Source organism: Cellulosimicrobium sp. NPDC057862 (genome assembly GCF_042797035.1).
Taxonomy (GTDB): Bacteria; Actinomycetota; Actinomycetes; order Actinomycetales; family Cellulomonadaceae; genus Cellulosimicrobium.
Map to the genome: position 1 here is coordinate 83,325 of NZ_JBHVMH010000005.1, position 16,676 is coordinate 100,000.

14 protein-coding genes are annotated in these 16,676 nt (G+C 75.8%); 11 read left to right on the forward strand and 3 right to left on the reverse strand.

All coding sequences use genetic code 11. The features are described 5' to 3' along the window. The first annotated feature begins 82 nt into the window (after positions 1 to 82). Positions 83 to 526: a 30S ribosome-binding factor RbfA gene (rbfA, locus tag ACFVN3_RS08950; protein ID WP_378232441.1), complete on the forward strand. Its 444-nt coding sequence runs from the start codon at positions 83 to 85 to the stop codon at positions 524 to 526. 118 nt (positions 527 to 644) lie between these two features. Here rbfA and ACFVN3_RS08955 read toward each other — a convergent pair whose 3' ends face one another. Beyond that, entirely contained in the window at positions 645 to 2,177 is a 1,533-nt protein-coding gene (locus ACFVN3_RS08955; protein ID WP_378232442.1) for an MFS transporter, read from the reverse strand. 81 nt (positions 2,178 to 2,258) lie between these two features. On the opposite strand from ACFVN3_RS08955, the gene ACFVN3_RS08960 reads away from it, so the two are divergent. The 5 genes from ACFVN3_RS08960 to ACFVN3_RS08980 all read left to right on the forward strand — a co-directional run bounded on the left by ACFVN3_RS08960 (position 2,259) and on the right by ACFVN3_RS08980 (position 7,281). Further along, on the forward strand, positions 2,259 to 2,849 hold the full coding sequence (locus ACFVN3_RS08960; RefSeq protein WP_378232443.1) for a TetR/AcrR family transcriptional regulator: 591 nt from the start codon (positions 2,259 to 2,261) through the stop codon (positions 2,847 to 2,849). Further along, the gene (truB, locus tag ACFVN3_RS08965) at positions 2,846 to 3,826 is read left to right on the forward strand and encodes a tRNA pseudouridine(55) synthase TruB (RefSeq protein WP_378232444.1); all 981 of its coding nucleotides are present in this window, start codon (positions 2,846 to 2,848) and stop codon (positions 3,824 to 3,826) included. Before ACFVN3_RS08960 ends, truB begins: the two co-directional genes overlap by 4 nt. Before the next feature lie 106 nt (positions 3,827 to 3,932). Beyond that, positions 3,933 to 4,967, forward strand: coding sequence for a bifunctional riboflavin kinase/FAD synthetase (locus ACFVN3_RS08970; RefSeq protein WP_378232445.1), 1,035 nt, complete (start codon positions 3,933 to 3,935; stop codon positions 4,965 to 4,967). A gap of 2 nt (positions 4,968 to 4,969) precedes the next feature. Next, a complete protein-coding gene (locus tag ACFVN3_RS08975) occupies positions 4,970 to 5,674 on the forward strand; it encodes an ATP-binding cassette domain-containing protein (RefSeq protein WP_378232446.1) in 705 nt (234 codons plus the stop codon). Between the two features lie 2 nt (positions 5,675 to 5,676). Beyond that, a complete protein-coding gene (locus ACFVN3_RS08980; RefSeq protein WP_378232447.1) occupies positions 5,677 to 7,281 on the forward strand; it encodes a DUF6297 family protein in 1,605 nt (534 codons plus the stop codon). 42 nt (positions 7,282 to 7,323) lie between these two features. On the opposite strand, the gene ACFVN3_RS08985 is transcribed toward ACFVN3_RS08980, so the two are convergent. Both ACFVN3_RS08985 and ACFVN3_RS08990 read right to left on the reverse strand, forming a co-directional pair. Then, entirely contained in the window at positions 7,324 to 8,085 is a 762-nt protein-coding gene (locus tag ACFVN3_RS08985) for an ABC transporter ATP-binding protein (RefSeq protein ID WP_378232448.1), read from the reverse strand. Positions 8,086 to 8,165: 80 nt separating this feature from the next. Further along, positions 8,166 to 9,284, reverse strand: coding sequence for an ABC transporter permease (locus ACFVN3_RS08990; RefSeq protein ID WP_378232450.1), 1,119 nt, complete (start codon positions 9,282 to 9,284; stop codon positions 8,166 to 8,168). Positions 9,285 to 9,504: 220 nt separating this feature from the next. Here ACFVN3_RS08990 and ACFVN3_RS08995 point away from each other — a divergent pair, with 220 nt between their 5' ends. The 5 genes from ACFVN3_RS08995 to ACFVN3_RS09015 all read left to right on the forward strand — a co-directional run bounded on the left by ACFVN3_RS08995 (position 9,505) and on the right by ACFVN3_RS09015 (position 16,676). Continuing rightward, positions 9,505 to 10,848: a sensor histidine kinase gene (locus ACFVN3_RS08995; protein WP_378232451.1), complete on the forward strand. Its 1,344-nt coding sequence runs from the start codon at positions 9,505 to 9,507 to the stop codon at positions 10,846 to 10,848. Then, positions 10,845 to 11,486, forward strand: coding sequence for a response regulator (locus tag ACFVN3_RS09000; protein WP_378232452.1), 642 nt, complete (start codon positions 10,845 to 10,847; stop codon positions 11,484 to 11,486). The genes ACFVN3_RS08995 and ACFVN3_RS09000 overlap by 4 nt, the downstream gene beginning before the upstream one ends. Before the next feature lie 232 nt (positions 11,487 to 11,718). Further along, the gene (locus ACFVN3_RS09005; protein ID WP_378232454.1) at positions 11,719 to 13,686 is read left to right on the forward strand and encodes a heme peroxidase family protein; all 1,968 of its coding nucleotides are present in this window, start codon (positions 11,719 to 11,721) and stop codon (positions 13,684 to 13,686) included. 181 nt (positions 13,687 to 13,867) lie between these two features. After that, entirely contained in the window at positions 13,868 to 14,137 is a 270-nt protein-coding gene (gene rpsO, locus ACFVN3_RS09010; RefSeq protein WP_021479897.1) for a 30S ribosomal protein S15, read from the forward strand. 313 nt (positions 14,138 to 14,450) lie between these two features. Continuing rightward, on the forward strand, positions 14,451 to 16,676 hold the full coding sequence (locus tag ACFVN3_RS09015; RefSeq protein ID WP_053371618.1) for a polyribonucleotide nucleotidyltransferase: 2,226 nt from the start codon (positions 14,451 to 14,453) through the stop codon (positions 16,674 to 16,676).

Consider the following 16,676-nt stretch of genomic DNA (forward strand, 5'->3'; position numbering starts at 1 on the left):
CGTCCCGCCCGGCCGACGGGGACCGTTCGGCGTACGGTCGTCGGGACCGTAGCCGGAACGCTCGGCACGAAAGGAAGAAGCCATGGTCGATCACCCTCGGGCGAGGAAGCTCGCCGACCGCATCAAGGAGATCGTCGCGCAGATGCTCGACACGCGGATCAAGGACCCGCGCCTCGGGTTCGTCACGGTGACGGACGTGCGCGTCACCGGTGACCTGCAGAACGCGTCCGTGTTCTACACCGTGTACGGCACGGACGAGGAGCGGGTCGGGACGGCCGCGGCGCTGGAGAGCGCGAAGGGTCTCATCCGCTCCGAGGTCGGCAAGCAGACGGGGATCCGCCTGACGCCGACGATCGAGTTCCACCTCGACTCCGTCCCCGAGACGGCCGCGCACCTCGACGCCGCGCTCGTCGAGGCGCGCCGCCGCGACGCCGAGCTCGCCGCCCTGCGCGAGGGCAAGGCCTTCGCCGGGGACGCGGACCCGTACCGCACGGCCGAGGAGGAGGGGGAGTCGGCCGAGCGCTGACCTCCGACCTCGCACCGCGCCGAGGGCCGGTGGCGACACGCAACGCGTGCCGCCGCCGGCCCTCGGTCGTTCCCGCGGACAGGCCGGGCGACGGAGGGTCCTCGCCCGGTCGGCGCCGTCAGCGGCCCGCACCCCGGGGGAGGAAGAGCGCGGCCGCGGTGGCGACCGCGAGCACGGCGGCGCCGACGACGAGGGCAGGTACCAGCCCGGTCGCGAAGGCGGCCGGCGTCAGCGCGCCGCCCGCGGCGAGGAAGACGGCGGTCAGCACCGCGACCCCGAGCGCGACGCCGATCTCCCGCAGCGTCGCGTTGACGCTGCTCGCCGTCGCGTGGTCGGCGTCCGCGACCCCGGCGAGCACCGCCGTCGCGACGGGTGCGAACGTGAGACCCATGCCGACGCCGGCGAGCACGAACGCCGGGACGAGCGCGCCGTAGACGGTGGGGTCGGCGTCCACGAGGGAGGCCATCCAGCCGAGCGCGACGGTCTGGAGGGCGAGGCCGGTGACGACGAGGGGGCGCACGCCGACCCGGGACGCGAGCGCACCCGCGATCGGGGCGACGACCATGGGCGCGGCCGTCCACGGCAGGGTCCGCACCCCCGCCTCGAGGGGGGAGTAGCCCTGGCCCACCTGGAGGAACTGCGTGAGCAGGAAGACCGCGCCGAACATCCCGACGGCGAACGCGAGGCTCGCGACGTTGGCCGCGCTGAAGCTCCTCGAGCGGAACAGGCGCAGCGGGACGAGCGGGTGCGCGGTGCGGGCCTCCTGGACGACGAAGAGCACGAGGAGGGCGGCCGCGGCGGCGAGGGTCGCGATCGTGGCGGCCGAGTCCCAGCCGCGCCGCTCGGCGTCGACGATCCCCCACACGGCGAGCAGGACGCCGCCGCCCGCGAGGAGCAGCCCCGGCACGTCGAACGGCTGCCGGCGCCGGAACGACTCGCGCAGCGCCGCGAGGACGAGCGGCACGGCGACGACGGCGACCGGGACGTTGAGCCAGAAGATCGCCTGCCAGCTCAGGCCCTCGACGACGGCGCCGCCGACGAGCGGGCCGAGCGCGATGCCGAGGCCGGACACGCCGCCCCAGACCCCGATCGCGAGCGCGCGCCGGGCGGCCGGGACGGCGCCGACGAGCAGCGTGAGCGACAGCGGGAAGATCGCGGCGGCGCCGGCGCCCTGGACGGCGCGGGCCGCGACGAGCGCGCCGGGGGTGTCCGCGAGGGCGGCGGCCGCCGACGCGAGCGTGAAGAGCGCGATCCCGCCGACGAACACCCGGCGGCGGCCGAGGCGGTCGCCGAGCGCGGCCGCGGGCAGCATGAGGGTCGCGAACGCGAGCGTGTACGCGTTGACGAACCACTGGAGCTGCTCGACGGTCGGCCGGAGCGCCTCCGAGATCACGGGGAGCGCCCCGGTGACGACGAGGTTGTCGAGCGTCGCCATGAACATGGGCAGCGACGCGGCGACGAGCGCGAGGGCGACGGGGCGCGCGCGCCGTGCCGTGGGCTCCGCGGAAGGGTGGGGCACCCGTGCGGTGGGCGGGCGGCGCTCCGGCGCGTCCGCGACGGTGGTGCGCGCCGGGCGCACGTCGTCGGGCAGGTCGTCGATCAGGGCGCCGGACGGGGCGGTGGCCGACGGTTCGGTCGAGGGGAGTGTCATGGTCGTGCCTCCGAGGCAAGAGTAAGCATTGATTGATTACTACCTGACCGACGCTAGTAATCGACTGATAACCTGTCAACCATGAGTTCCGACGCGCCGGCCCGGCGCATGACGCGCGACGAGCGCCGCGAGCAGATCCTCGACGCCGCCACCGCGGTGTTCGCCGAGGGCGGCTACGCAGGCACCAGCACCGACCAGGTCGCGCGCGCGGCGCACGTGTCCCAGCCCTACGTGGTGCGGCTCTTCGGGACCAAGGAGGAGCTGTTCCGCGAGGTGTTCGACCGCGTCGCGAGCGAGATCGTCGCGCGGTTCGAGGCCGTCCCGCCCGGCCCGGACGCGAAGGCCGCGATGGGCGAGGCGTACACGCGCCTCATCGCCGACCCGGACCAGCTCCGCGTCCTCATGCACGGGTTCGTGCTCGGCGCCGACCCGGTGCTCGGCACCCGGGCGCGCGCGGTGCTGGCGCAGGCGTTCGACCTCTACCGCACCCGCGCCGGGGCGAGCGACGAGGAGGCGCGCGACTTCGTGGCGCGCGGGATGCTGCTCAACACCCTGTTCGCGGTCCAGGCGCCGTCCCACGCGGACGACGACCCGGTGCTCGCGGTGCTCGTCCAGTGCACGGTCGACCCGACGGACGGCCCCGGCCGCGCGGCGACGGAGGGGACCCGATGACCACGGCACGCACCGAGCGTCAGCGCGACCAGGCACCACGTCGCCCGACGGCGCCAGACGGCCTGGTCGTCGTCGACAAGCCGGGGGGCTGGACGAGCCACGACGTCGTCGGCCGCGGGCGCCGGCTCGCCGGCACGCGCAAGGTCGGCCACGCCGGCACGCTCGACCCCATGGCGACGGGCGTGCTCGTGCTCGGGGTAGGCCGGGCGACGAAGCTCCTCACGTACGTCGTCGGCGCGGACAAGGACTACGACGCGACGATCCGGCTCGGCGCGAGCACGACGACCGACGACGCCGAGGGTGAGCTCGTCGCGTCCGCGGACGCGTCCGGCGTCGGGCGCGCCGACCTCGACCGCGCGATCGCCGACCTCACGGGCGAGATCCTCCAGGTCCCGAGCACCGTGAGCGCGATCAAGGTCGACGGGAAGCGCGCCTACGCCCGTGCGCGGGCGGGCGAGGACGTCGCGCTCGCGGCGCGGCCCGTCGTCGTCTCGCGCTTCGAGGTCCTCGACGTGCGCTCGGTGGGGCCGGGGGAGACGCCCGACGGCGCGCACCCCGCCCTGGACGTGGACGTCGCCGTGACCGTGTCGTCGGGCACGTACGTGCGCGCGCTCGCGCGCGACCTCGGCGCGGCGCTCGGCGTCGGCGGGCACCTCACGGCCCTGCGGCGCACGCGCGTCGGCGGGTACGGGCTCGGCGTCGCCTCGACGCTCGAGGAGCTCGAGGCGCAGGCCGACCGCGACGGCGTCCTCGCGACGCTGCCGCTCGCCGAGGCCGCGCGCGCGACGTTCCCCGTGCGCGACCTCACGGCGCAGGAGGCCACGGCGCTGTCGTACGGTCAGTGGATCCCCGGGACCGGGGCGCCCGGGACCACGGCGGCGATCTCCCCGGCCGGCGAGCTCGTCGCCCTCGTCGAGGACACGCGCCGCGGCGGCGCCGACCTCGCCAAGCCCGTGCTCGTCCTGGCGCCCGCCTGACGCCCTCGGTTCGGCGTCGGGGCCGGGGCGTGGCAGTCTTGTCCAGCGGCGCCGACGACTCCCTGCCGGCGCGCCCGACCCACCCCCTCACCGGAGGAGTTCTCGCGTGCACCTGTGGACGGACCTGAGCCAGGTTCCCCCGGGTTTCGGCCCGTCGGTCGTGACGATCGGCAACTTCGACGGCGTCCACCGCGGCCACGCCCAGGTGCTCGGGCGGATCGTGGACCTCGCCCGCGCGCGTGGCGCGCGGGCGGTCGCCGTGACGTTCCACCCGCACCCTGCGGTCGTGCACCGCCCCGAGAGCGCACCGGAGCTCATCACGGGGATCGCCGACCGGGTCGAGCTGCTCGCGGAGACGGGCCTGGACGCCGTCCTGCTCGTGGAGTACACGCTCGAGTTCGCGCGCCAGACCCCGGAGGAGTTCGTGCGCACGTACCTCGTCGACGGGCTCCGCGTCGGGACCGTCGTCGTGGGGCACGACGTGCGCTTCGGCCGCGACAACGCCGGGACGATCGAGACCATGGTCGAGCTCGGGTCGCGGTTCGGCTTCGAGGTCGTGGCGATCGACGACGTCGGGCAGCACCAGGGCGTGCCCGTCACGGACGAGGTCGCGCCGGGCGACTCCCAGGTGCGCTGGTCCTCCACGGGCGTGCGGGCGCTGCTCGCGGCGGGCGACGTGCGCGAGGCGGCCCGCATCCTCGGCCGGTCGCACCGCGTGCGCGGCACGGTCGTGCACGGCGACGCCCGGGGACGCGAGCTCGGCTTCCCGACGGCGAACCTCGGCGCGATCAGCGGCATGGTCCCGGCCGACGGCGTGTACGCGGGGTGGCTGGAGCGCCCGCAGCTCGCGGGCGCCGACCCCGAGCACGCCGACGTCCGGCTCCCGGCCGCGATCTCCATCGGCACCAACCCGACGTTCGACGGCGTCGAGCGCCGCGTCGAGGCCTACGTCCTCGACCGCGCCGACCTCGACCTGTACGACGAGGACGTGGTCCTCGAGCTCGTCGAGCGGCTGCGTCCCACGCTGCGGTTCGACGGCATCGAGCCCCTCGTCGCCCAGATGCACGACGACGTCGCGCGCGCCCGCGAGCTCCTCGCCGTCCCGGGCGGGGAGCCGGCCACGACGACCACGGGGGCCTGACCGTGGCGTCGCCCGCCCCGAGCCCTGCCCCCGTGCTCGAGGCGCAGGCCCTGCGCGTCGGCTATGCGGACGTCGCCGTGTGCGCGCCAGTCGACCTCACCGTGGCTGCAGGCGACCTCGTCGTCGTCATCGGCGCGAACGGCAGCGGGAAGTCGACGCTCCTGCGCACGGTGCTCGGCCTGCAGCCCGCGCTCGGCGGCGCGGTGCGGGCGTTCGGGCGCGCCGTCGACGAGCGCGAGCGCGACTTCCGCGCGCGGGTCGCGGGCGTGCTCGACGACGACGCGTTCTTCCCTGCGCTCACGGTGCGCGAGCACCTCGTCCTCGTCGCGCGCGGGCACGGCGTGGCCCATGCGGGGGCGGCCGTGGACGCGCTCCTCGAGCGGTTCGGGATCGTGGAGCAGGCGGCGTCGCTGCCGTCGGCGCTCTCGTCCGGCCAGCGGCGACGCTTCCTGCTCGCGTCCGGCTTCGTCCGCCCCCGCGAGCTGCTCGTGCTCGACGAGCCCGAGCAGCGCCTCGACCCCGGCATGCGCGAACGGCTCGCAGGCCTGCTCGTCGACGAGGCGCGCCGCGGCGTCGCCGTGGTCCTCGCGACGCACGACCCCGACCTCGTCGCCCGGACCGGTGCCCGTGGCCTGCTCGTCGGCGACGACGCGTGCGTCGCCCTCGAGCCGGCGGACACGCACGACGCGCTCCTGGCGGTGCGCTGACGGTGACCGGTCCGCATCCCGAGGGGCCTCCCGGAGAGGTCCGCGGCCCGAGCCGCGACGACGGTCCCGACGGCGCGGTGGACGTGCTGCGCACGGACCCGGACGAGCTGCTCACGGGGCGCGAGCTGCGCCGCCTGACCGCGCGCGCCGCCGCGGCACGGGCCGACGCGGGCCCGGGGGAGATCGTCGTCGACGTCGCCTACGCGGTGGTGTCCGTCGCGCTCGCGACCGGCTGGGTGATCGGGCTCGCCTCGATGCTGCGCTCGACCCTCGACCCCGGCTCGGCAGCAGGCGGACCGCCAGTCCTCGGCCCGGGCGCGGTCCAGGCGCTCGGGACGGCCGCGCTGCTCGCGTTCCTCACGGGGACCGCGGTCCGCCTCGGCCCGGTCGGCGCGGGCAGCGCGGGCGTGCGCTGGTGGGTGCCCAGCCCGGCGGACCGGCGCGGGCTCGTGGCGCCGTCGTTCGTCCGGGCGGTGCTCCTGGGCGGCGTGCTGGGCGCGGTCGGGACGGTCGCCGTGTCGGTCGCCGCCGGGCTCGACGCAGGGCCCGCGCTCCGGGCAGCACTGACGGGCGGAGCGCTCGGGCTCCTGCTCGTGTCCGTCGCGGGCCTCGTCCAGCCGTCGCCCCGCGCGGCCTCCACCCTCGCCCGAGCGAGCGACGTCGCCGTCGCGGCCGTGCCGGTCGCGGGCCTCGTGCTCGTCGTCGCCGGCCGCTCCGGGCTGCCCGCGCTCGCCGCGCCACCGCTCGTCGCGGTCGGGCTCCTCGCGGTCGCGGCAGTGCTCGTCCTGCGCTGGTGGCGGGGGCTGGAGTCGCTCGGCGCGACGGTCCTGCGGGCGCAGAGCTCGGTCGCGGACCAGGTGGGCGGCGCCGTGCTCTCGTTCGACACGCGCGACCTCGGCCGCGCCCTGCGCCGGGCGGGCGCGGCGCGCGTGCGCGTCCGGCAGCCGCGGCGGTTCGCGGCCGTGCGCGGCGCGTTCGGCGCGGTCGTGGCAGCCGACCTCGTGCTCCTCGGGCGGAGCCCCTCCGCGCTCGCGCAGCTCGTGGGCCTCGGCGCGCTGACCGTCGTCGCGCAGCAGGTCCCCGGACTCGGCTCCGGGTTCGGCCTCCTCGCGGTGCTGGTCGCGGCCGGTCTCGCCGCCGCCGTGCTCGGCGCCGAGGGCGCACGCACCGCGGAGATGGCGCCCGTCGTCGACGCGCTCGTGCCGCTCGCCGCGCGCTGGACCCGGCTCGCGCGCACCGTCGTGCCCACGCTCAACGCCGCCGCGTGCCTCCTCGCGGGAGCCGCGCCGCTCGTCGTCGCGACGGGCGACGCGCGCTGGGTCGCCCTGGCCGCGCTCACCGCCGTCGTGCAGGGCGGGGCCGCCGTGCGCAGCGCCTACCGCGAGCCGCCGAACTGGGGCGGCCCGCTGCTCGCGACGCCGTCGGGCGGCGTGCCGACGGGGGCCGCCGCCGTGCTGCGCAAGGGGCCGGACGTCGCGGTCCTCGGCGCCGTCCCCCTGGGTGTCGCGCTCCTCGTGGGCACCGCGGGCTGGGTCGCCGTCGTCGCCCAGGCGCTCGCCGCCGTCGTGGCGCTCGCGGTCGCGACCCACGTGCGCGTGGCGCGCTGACCGCGCCGCTCCCGGCACGCGCGACCGACGTCCGGCGGGCACTCAGACGGCTGCCGGCGCCTCGACGAGCCGTCCGTCCGCCAGGTGCACGCGGGCCTCCACCGGGTCGAGGGTCGCCTCGTCGTGCGTGACGAGCAGGGCCGCGGCGTCGAGCTCGCGGGCGAGGCGCACCACGAGCTCCACGACCTGCACACCGCGCTCGTGGTCGAGCGCCGAGGTGGGCTCGTCGACGAGGAGCACCTGCGGGTCGTTCATGAGCGCCCGCGCGATCGCCACCCGCTGGCGCTGGCCGCCCGAGAGGTGCTCCGGCCGGCGGTCCGCGCGGTCCGCGACGCCCACCGCGTCGAGCAGGGCGAGCGCGTGCGCCCGGCGCGACGCGGCGGGTCGGCCCCGCAGGTGGCTCATGAGCTCGAGCTGCTCGAGCACGGTGAGCGACGCCACGAGCTGCGGCTGCTGGAACACGATCCCGATGCGCTCGCGGCGCAGGGCCGCCGCCCGGTCCGCGGCCCGCCGCGCCCGGCGGCGGGACCCGCGTCCGGACCTCGGCGTGACGGGCGCGCCGGCGGCCTCGTCGGGTGCGTCGAGCGGCGCGCTGACGACGTCGTGCCCGACCCGCACGACGCCGGACGTGGGCGGTGTGAGGGTCGCGGCCACGGCGAGCAGGCTGGACTTGCCGGCGCCGGAGGGGCCGAGCAGCGCCGTGGTCGTGCCCGACGGCACGGTGAGCGTGACGTCGTCCACGGCGACGAGGACGCCGTCGCCGTCGGGGTACGCGAGGCGGATGCGGTCGAGCGTGAGGTCCACGGGGAGCTCCTGGGGTGTCGGGTCTGGGTGCGGGGACGTCGGAGAGGCGTCGGGTCTGGGCGAGGGAGGCCGGACGCCGGTCAGCGCGCGGCGAGGGCGGCGTGCGGGTCCACGCGCGCGACGCGCGTCACCGCGAGCACCGCCCCGAGCCCGCCGAGCGCGACGAGCACGACGGCGGGGACGAGCGTCGTCGAGAGGTCGACGACGACGGGCATGACGCGTGCCGCGAGCAGGCCGGCCCCGGCCGCGAGCGCCGTGCCGAGCCCGACGCCGACGCCGAGCACGACGCCCGCCTGCCCGATCGCGTCGCGCAGGAGGTAGCGCGTCGAGGCGCCCAGCGCCCGCAGCACGGCGACGTCTCCCGCGCGCTGGATGGTCCAGACCGTGAAGAACGCGCCGACGACGAGCGCGGAGATGGCGAGGAGGAACACCTGCATGAGCGTCAGCGAGAGGTTCTCGGCGGTGAACGAGGAGATGGCCGAGCGCGCCTCGCGCGGCGTCGCGGTGACCGTCCCGAGCTCCGCGTCGGCCGCGGCGAGCGCGTCCGCCGTCGGCGGGTCGTCGCCGAACCGGAGCGCGACGACGGTCGCGGTCGGGCCGTCCTGCGCGTCGCCCGCAGCGCCGCCGCGCGCGCCGACCGTCTGCCAGTCGTCGAGGGAGACCCAGACGACGGGCGTGTGGGCGAAGTCGGCCTCGACGTCCTCGACCGCGGCGACGCGCAGGTCGAGCGGTCCGGCTCCGACCTGGTCGCCGACGTCTGCGCCCAGCGCGTCGGCGGCGCCGCGCGAGAGCACGACCGTCCCTGCCGAGACGTCGGTGCCCCCGTCGTCCGTCCCGGGCACCAGACCCGAGCCCGGCTGGACGCCGAACGCGGTGACGGCGGCCGTGGTCTCGCCGGACGCGCGCACGGTCGCGACGCCGAGCGGCTCCGCGGTCCGGACGCCGGGGACGTCGGCCCACGCCTCCTGCTGGGCGGACGTGACCTCGGACTCGGTGAAGGTCGGCGACGCGCCCTCGGCCGGCGGCGCGAAGGCGAGGCGGTCGACGGGCAGCTCCGTCACGGCCGACGTGCTCGCGCGGCCGAGCCCGGCGGTGAGCGCCGCGAGGAACGCGACGAGGAACGTGATGAGCGCGACGACCGTGATCATGAGCGCGAAGCGCCCGCGGGCGTGGCGCAGGTCGCGCAGGGCGAGGAACACGCGAAGGACCTCCTGGGTCGGTGGGGTGCAGGTGGCGGGGCGCGGCGCGGCGAGCGCGATCCGGTCGTGCGCCGCGGGCGTCCCGACGTCCCGTCCACGGTCTCGCGGTACGGCGCGCCCCGGATCGTCGCGGCGGTCGGTCCTGCGTCGCCGCGGGGTGGAGCCGCGCATCGACCGTTCGGACGATGCCACGCCGGGGCGGCGTGGCTAGGGTGTCGGCGTGATCCCGACCGCGCCCTCGACCCCCGCTGCCGCGCCCGGCGGGCACGTCGGGCACGGCGCGCACGTCGTGCCGGCGGCCACCCGGTGGCTGCGCCGCGGTCTGGACGTCCTCCTCGTCGGTCTGCTCGCGCTGTCGCTCGCCGGTGCTCTTGCCACGGCGGGCGCGGTGCGGGGCGTCGTCGCCGTCGTGCTGTGCGCCGCGCTGCTCGCGCTCTACGTGCTGGGCCGGCGCCGCCTGCCGCTCCCGGACGACGTCGGGGCGCCCCGGGGCGCCTGGTGGCCCGCGGGCGCGTGGGTGACCGGGCTCGTCGTGCTGTGGGTCGCGCTGTGCCTCACCTCGGTCACGGCGGTGTGGGTCGCGTTCCCGCTGATGTTCGTCGCGATGCACGTGCTCGGCCCGCGCCGCGGCCCGGTCGCCGTCGGCGTGATCGTGCTCCTCGTGGTCGCGGTCATGGTCGCGCTCACCGGGAACGTCCTCGCGCTGCCGTTCGTGCTGGGTCCCGCGATCGGCGGGGCCGTCGCGGTCGTCGTCGTGCTCGCGCTCGAGGCGGTCGTGCGGGAGTCGCAGGAGCGCCAGCGCACGCTCGACGAGCTCGTCCGCGCGCGCGACGAGCTCGCGACGGCCGAGCGCGAGCGCGCCGTCGCGGGCGAGCGCGAACGCCTCGCGCGCGAGATCCACGACACGCTCGCCCAGGGCTTCTCCTCGGCCGAGCTGCTCCTGCGCGCCGCGCAGACCGCGCTCGACGACGGCGACGTGGCCACCGCGCGCGGGTACGTCGAGCAGACGCGGGACGTCGCGCGGCACAACCTCGCCGAGGCGCGCCGCGTGGTGCGCGCGCTCGCGCCCGTCGACCTCGCGTCGTCGAACCTGGTCGACGCCCTGCGCCGCACCGCGGCCCGGACCGCGGCCCGGTCCTCGGCTCGTGCGCCCGGCGGCGGGCCGGACGTGGTCGTGCGGGTGAGCGGGGACGCGGTGCCGCTGCCGACCGACGTCGAGGCCGCTCTGCTGCGGGTCGCCCAGTCCGCGCTCGCCAACGTCGAGCGGCACGCCGACGCGTCGCGCGTCGCGGTCACGCTGAGCTTCCTCGCGGGCGCGGCGCCGGGGGAGGAGGCGGTCGCCATCGACGTGGTCGACGACGGCCGCGGCTTCGACCCGGACGGACTGCCCGAGAAGTCCGAGGACGCGGCGGGCGGTACCGGAGGAGGGTTCGGCCTCCTGGCCATGCGCGCGCGCCTCGCGGAGCTCGGCGGCACGCTGTCCGTGGAGTCCGCGCCGGGCGCGGGCACCGCGGTCGCGGCCTGGGTGCCGCTCGCACCTGCCGAGGACGAGGAGGAGCGATGACCGGTCCGGCCGTCGTCGACGTCGTCCTCGCGGACGACCACCCGGTCGTCCGCACGGGCCTGCGCGCGGTGCTCGAGGCCGAGCCGGACGTGCGCGTGGTCGCGGAGGTCGGCTCGGCCGAGAAGCTCCTCGCGCGGCTCCGCGAGGGGCTGCGGGCCGACGTCGTCCTGCTCGACCTCCAGTTCGGCCCGGGTCGGCTCGGGGGAGTCGACGCGGTGCGGGAGATCGTCGCGACCGACGGCCCGGCCGTGCTCGTCGTGACGACCTACGACGCCGACGCCGACATCCTCGCGGCGGTCGAGGCGGGCGCGCGCGGCTACCTCCTCAAGGACGCGCCGACGCACGAGCTCGTGGCCGCCGTGCGCGCCGCCGCGGCGGGCGAGGTCGCGCTCGGCCCCGCGGTCCAGCGGCGGCTGCTCGGCCGCCTGCGCAGCCCCGGCACGGCGCTCACCGCGCGCGAGCTCGAGGTGCTCGCCCTCGTCGCCGAGGGACGCACCAACGACGAGATCGCGCACGCGCTGTTCCTGTCGCGCGCGACCGTCAAGACGCACCTCGTGCACGTCTACGACAAGCTCGGCGCGCCGTCGCGCACCGCGGCGGTCGCCGAGGCCCGGCGGCGCGGCCTCCTGCGCGGGTAGCGGGGCGTCTCCGGGCCGGGCCGTCGGCCGCCGCGTGTCACGGGACCGGGCGCGCTCCCTCCCTCCGGGTGAGCGGCGCCGTCGTGCACGGCGTCCGTCGCGGCCGCGAGATCCCCGGGCCGCAGTCCAGGGGCGGTCGCACACGCCCCTGCGCGAGCGCGAGCCGCCCGCGGGGGCGTCCGGCGGCCCGCCGCGCGGGCCGCACGACGACCTCCCAGAGAGAGGCAGAGCCATGGAGGCTCAGCAGCACGCGGCGCCACCCGGCGCCGACGCCATCGCCGAGACGGTGGTCGACGACGTCGCCCCCGACGCGGTCGACCAGGCGTCCACCCCGATCGGCCGGACCGTCCGGAGCGTCGGTCACGGCGCGGCCGTCGCACCCGACGACGCCGTGCTCGACACGGACGCGCACGCGGACGTGGACCCCGCGGAGTCGAACGCCCCGCTCCTGCCCGCGGCCGAGGCCGCGGTCGCCCGGGACCACGAGCTCCACCGCTACGACTCCACGACCGCGTTCGACTACCTGTTCCCGGAGCTCGCGGAGAGCTTCCCGGCGTTCCACCTGCCGGTCGGCGACGGCGCGACGACGGGCACCGTCGAGGCGCTCAAGGCGCTCGGAGCGTCCATGGTCGCCCGGCCGGTCGCCCCGCCCGGGCAGCCGCCGCGCGACCTCAACTCCCACGTCCCGGCGGTGTACACGTACTGGGGCCAGTTCATCGACCACGACATCACGCTCAACACCAACGGCCCGGACACGACGGCCGGCCGCGACGGCGACCAGGCGCTCGGCGATGTCGACGCCGTCCCGTTCCAGGTCTTCGCGCCGCGCGTCGTCGTGCGCTCGCTCCACAACGGGCGGCACCCCGCGCTCAACCTCGACTCGCTCTACGGGAGCGGCCCGGTGTTCGCGGGGGAGCGCGGCTACCGGACCACCCGCAGCGAGGCGTCCTACGTCCCGGGGTCCGCCAAGCTCCGGCTCGGGCGCATCTCCACGGAGCCGCTCGTGATCCCGGGCGGGCCGTCGTTCTCGCTCGTCGAGCCCGGCGGCGACGCCCAGCGCGACCTGCCGCGCGACGAGCAGGGCGCACCGCTCGTCCCGGACGGGCGCAACGACGAGAACCTCGTCGTCGCCCAGTTCCACCTCGCGATGATCCGCTTCCACAACGCCGTCGTGGACTGGGTGGACGACTTCGAGCCGTGGACGCGGCACACCGGCGGGGAGCGCGGCGTCTTCGAGCGCGCGAGCCAGCTCGTGCGCTGGCACTACCAGTGGCTCGTGGTCAACGACTACCTGCGCACCCTCACCAAGCCGGGGGTGCTCGACGCGACGCTCCTGCGCGACACGTCGTTCTTCCGGCCCCGGTACCCGGTCTCGATGCCCCTCGAGTTCGCCGTCGCGGCGTTCCGGTTCGGGCACTCGATGATCCGGGACTCGTACGACTACAACGTCAACTTCACCGGGCCGCCGCCCCGGAACGCGAGCCTCGTCCAGCTCTTCCAGTTCACGGGGAACGGCGGCAGCCTGCGCGCCGGCCCCACGGGCGTCCCCGCGCTGCCGTCGAACTGGCCGATCGAGTGGGCGCGGTTCGTCGACAAGGGCGACCCGTCGCCCTTCCGGGCCGCGGAGAAGATCGACACGTTCCTCGCGCCGAGCCTCGGTGACCTCGTCAAGGAGGGCGCGCTGCCGCCCGAGCCGCCCGCGCACACGCCGGCCCAGCTCGTGGCCAGCGCGCTGCAGAAGCAGCTCGCGCAGCGCAACCTGCTGCGCGGCTACATGCTCGCGCTGCCCACGGGCGAGGCCGTCGCCACGGCGCTCGGCCTCACCCCGCTCACCCCGGCCCAGCTCGAGGACAGGGCCGGCGACGACGTGAAGCAGGCGCTCGCGGCCCTGCGGGACGGCGACCACGGCGGCACCCCGCTGTGGTACTACGTCCTCAAGGAGGCCGAGCTCCAGGGCAACGGGAGCTTCCTCGGCGAGGTCGGCAGCCGCGTGCTCGCGGAGACGTTCGTGTACCTGCTGCGCCAGGACGATACGTCCTACGTCCGGGCGAGCAACCACTGGACGCCGGCGCAGGGTGTGCACTTCGAGGACGGGTCCCTCGTCCTCACCCTGCCGGACCTGCTCCGGTTCGCGGGCGTGCTGCCCGACGCGGCGGGCCGGTTCCGCGGCGACGGGACGGCCGGGCACGACGGGGCCTGAGCGCTGCGGGCGGTGCGGCCGGGCCGTCGACGGAGGTGCGCTCGAACGACGACCGCACCGCGCGTCGCCGGCGGTGCGGCCGCGCGCTGGTACGATGGATGCGCCGTCTGACCGGCCGCGGATCCAGAGAGCCCGGGAGAACAGTCCCCGGCGCACCGCGCAACGAACCCGAAGGAGAACCGTGCCGCTCGACACTGCCACGAAGCAGCGCATCATGACCGAGTACGCGACGAGCGAGGGCGACACCGGTTCGCCCGAGGTCCAGGTCGCGCTCCTCACGCAGCGCATCAAGGACCTCACCGAGCACCTCAAGGAGCACAAGCACGACCACCACAGCCGTCGTGGTCTGCTCCTCCTCGTCGGCCAGCGCCGTCGCCTGCTCGGCTACCTGCAGAAGGTCGACATCAACCGCTACCGCAGCCTCATCGAGCGCCTCGGTCTGCGTCGCTGACACGACACCGCCAGCCCGGTCCCTGCGGGGACCGGGCTGGTCTGGTGTGATGTACCTGTCACACCACGGCTGACACCCTCAGCCGACACCACCCACACCGCGCCGCCGGCCTCTCGTTCGGTCCTCGGTAGTGGCTCACGGACCCCCACGGCCCCGTCTCGGACGGAGCCGGTGCGGGAACCGCCGTGGACCTCGATCGAAGACCGCCGAGCGTCGAGTGCGACCGGAGCCCCCGCGCCACGCGCGCCGGGGCGCGGACCGGAACCCTCGACAGGGGCTACCCGGGCGGCGCTTCGAGAAAGGGAGGGCACCCGTGGAGGGTCCCGAGATCCAGTTCGCCGAGGCCACGATCGACAACGGTCGCTTCGGCACCCGCACCGTCCGGTTCGAGACCGGGCGCCTCGCCCGTCAGGCCGCCGGCTCCGTCGCCGCGTACCTCGACGACGAGACCATGCTCCTGTCGGCCACGACGGCCGGCAAGCACCCCAAGGACCAGTTCGACTTCTTCCCGCTGACGGTGGACGTCGAGGAGCGCATGTACGCCGCGGGCCGCATCCCCGGCTCGTTCTTCCGCCGCGAGGGTCGCCCCTCGACGGACGCGATCCTCGCGTGCCGCCTCATCGACCGCCCGCTGCGCCCGCTGTTCGTCAAGGGCCTGCGCAACGAGGTCCAGGTCGTCATCACGGTCCTGGCGCTCCACCCGGACGACGCGTACGACACGCTCGCGATCAACGCCGCCTCGGCGTCGACGCAGATCTCCGGCTTGCCGTTCTCCGGCCCGGTCGGCGCGGTCCGCATCGCGCTCGTCGACGGCCAGTGGGTCGCGTTCCCCAAGTACTCCGACAAGGAGCGCGCGGTCTTCGACATGGTCGTGGCCGGCCGTGTCGTGGGTGACGACGTCGCGATCGCGATGATCGAGGCCGAGGCCACCGACGGTGCCTGGGGCCTCGTCAAGGACGAGGGCGTCGGCGCGCCGACCGAGGAGGTCGTCGCCGAGGGCATCGAGGCGGCCAAGCCGTTCATCAAGGCGCTGTGCGACGCGCAGTCGGCGCTCGCCGCGCAGGCCGCGAAGCCGGTCAAGGAGTACCCGGTCTTCCTGGACTACCAGGACGACGCGTTCGCCGCGGTCGAGGCCGAGGTCTCCACCGACCTGCGCGCCGCGCTCGCCATCGCGGACAAGCAGGACCGCGAGAACCGTCTCGACGAGATCAAGAACGAGATGGTCGGCAAGCTCCAGGCCGGGTTCGACGGCCGCGAGAAGGAGCTCTCCGCCGCGTACCGCTCGCTCCAGAAGAAGCTGGTGCGCCAGCGCGTGCTCACCGAGGGCGTGCGCATCGACGGCCGTGGGCTCGCGGACATCCGCACCCTGTCGGCCGAGGTCGAGGTGCTCCCGCGCGTGCACGGCTCCGCGCTGTTCGAGCGCGGCGAGACCCAGATCATGGGCGTCACCACGCTGAACATGCTCCGCATGGAGCAGCAGATCGACTCGCTCGGTCCGGAGACGCGCAAGCGCTACATGCACAACTACAACTTCCCGCCCTACTCGACCGGTGAGACCGGCCGCGTGGGCAGCCCGAAGCGCCGCGAGATCGGCCACGGCGCGCTCGCCGAGCGTGCGCTCGTGCCGGTGCTCCCGAGCCGCGAGGAGTTCCCCTACGCGATCCGTCAGGTGTCCGAGGCCCTCGGCTCCAACGGCTCGACGTCCATGGGCTCCGTGTGCGCCTCGACGCTCTCGCTCCTCAACGCGGGCGTGCCGCTGCGCGCCCCCGTCGCGGGCATCGCGATGGGCCTCATCTCCGACACGGTGGACGGTGAGACCCGCTACGCGGCGCTCACCGACATCCTCGGTGCCGAGGACGCGTTCGGCGACATGGACTTCAAGGTCGCCGGCACGCGCGAGTTCGTCACGGCCATCCAGCTCGACACCAAGCTCGACGGCATCCCCGCCTCGGTGCTCGCCGGTGCGCTGACCCAGGCGCGCGACGCGCGACTGACGATCCTCGACGTCCTCGCCGAGGCCATCGACGTGCCGGACGAGATGTCCCCGAACGCCCCGCGCGTCATCTCCGTGAAGGTGCCGGTCGACAAGATCGGCGAGGTCATCGGCCCCAAGGGCAAGATGATCAACCAGATCCAGGAGGAGACGGGCGCGGACATCTCCATCGAGGACGACGGCACCGTGTACATCGGCGCCACCGACGGCCCGTCGGCCGAGGCCGCCCGCGCGGCGATCAACGCGATCGCCAACCCGCACGTCCCGGAGATCGGCGAGCGCTTCGTCGGCACGGTCGTCAAGACGACGTCGTTCGGCGCGTTCATCTCGCTCTCCCCGGGCAAGGACGGTCTGCTGCACATCAGCCAGATCCGCAAGCTCGTGGGCGGCAAGCGCGTCGAGAACGTCGAGGACGTGCTGTCCATCGGCCAGAAGGTCCAGGTCGAGATCGGCGAGATCGACCCGCGCGGCAAGCTCTCGCTGCACGCCGTGGTCGAGGAGGAGGCTCCGGCCGACGCTCCCGCGACCGAGGGCGCGGACGCCTGA

Coding starts and splice junctions, on each gene's coding strand:
- rbfA (WP_378232441.1), top strand. CDS start 83: ATGGTCGATCACCCTCGGGCGAGGAAGCTCGCCGACCGCATCAAGGAG.
- ACFVN3_RS08955 (WP_378232442.1), bottom strand. CDS start 2,177: ATGACACTCCCCTCGACCGAACCGTCGGCCACCGCCCCGTCCGGCGCC.
- ACFVN3_RS08960 (WP_378232443.1), top strand. CDS start 2,259: ATGAGTTCCGACGCGCCGGCCCGGCGCATGACGCGCGACGAGCGCCGC.
- truB (WP_378232444.1), top strand. CDS start 2,846: ATGACCACGGCACGCACCGAGCGTCAGCGCGACCAGGCACCACGTCGC.
- ACFVN3_RS09000 (WP_378232452.1), top strand. CDS start 10,845: ATGACCGGTCCGGCCGTCGTCGACGTCGTCCTCGCGGACGACCACCCG.
- ACFVN3_RS09005 (WP_378232454.1), top strand. CDS start 11,719: ATGGAGGCTCAGCAGCACGCGGCGCCACCCGGCGCCGACGCCATCGCC.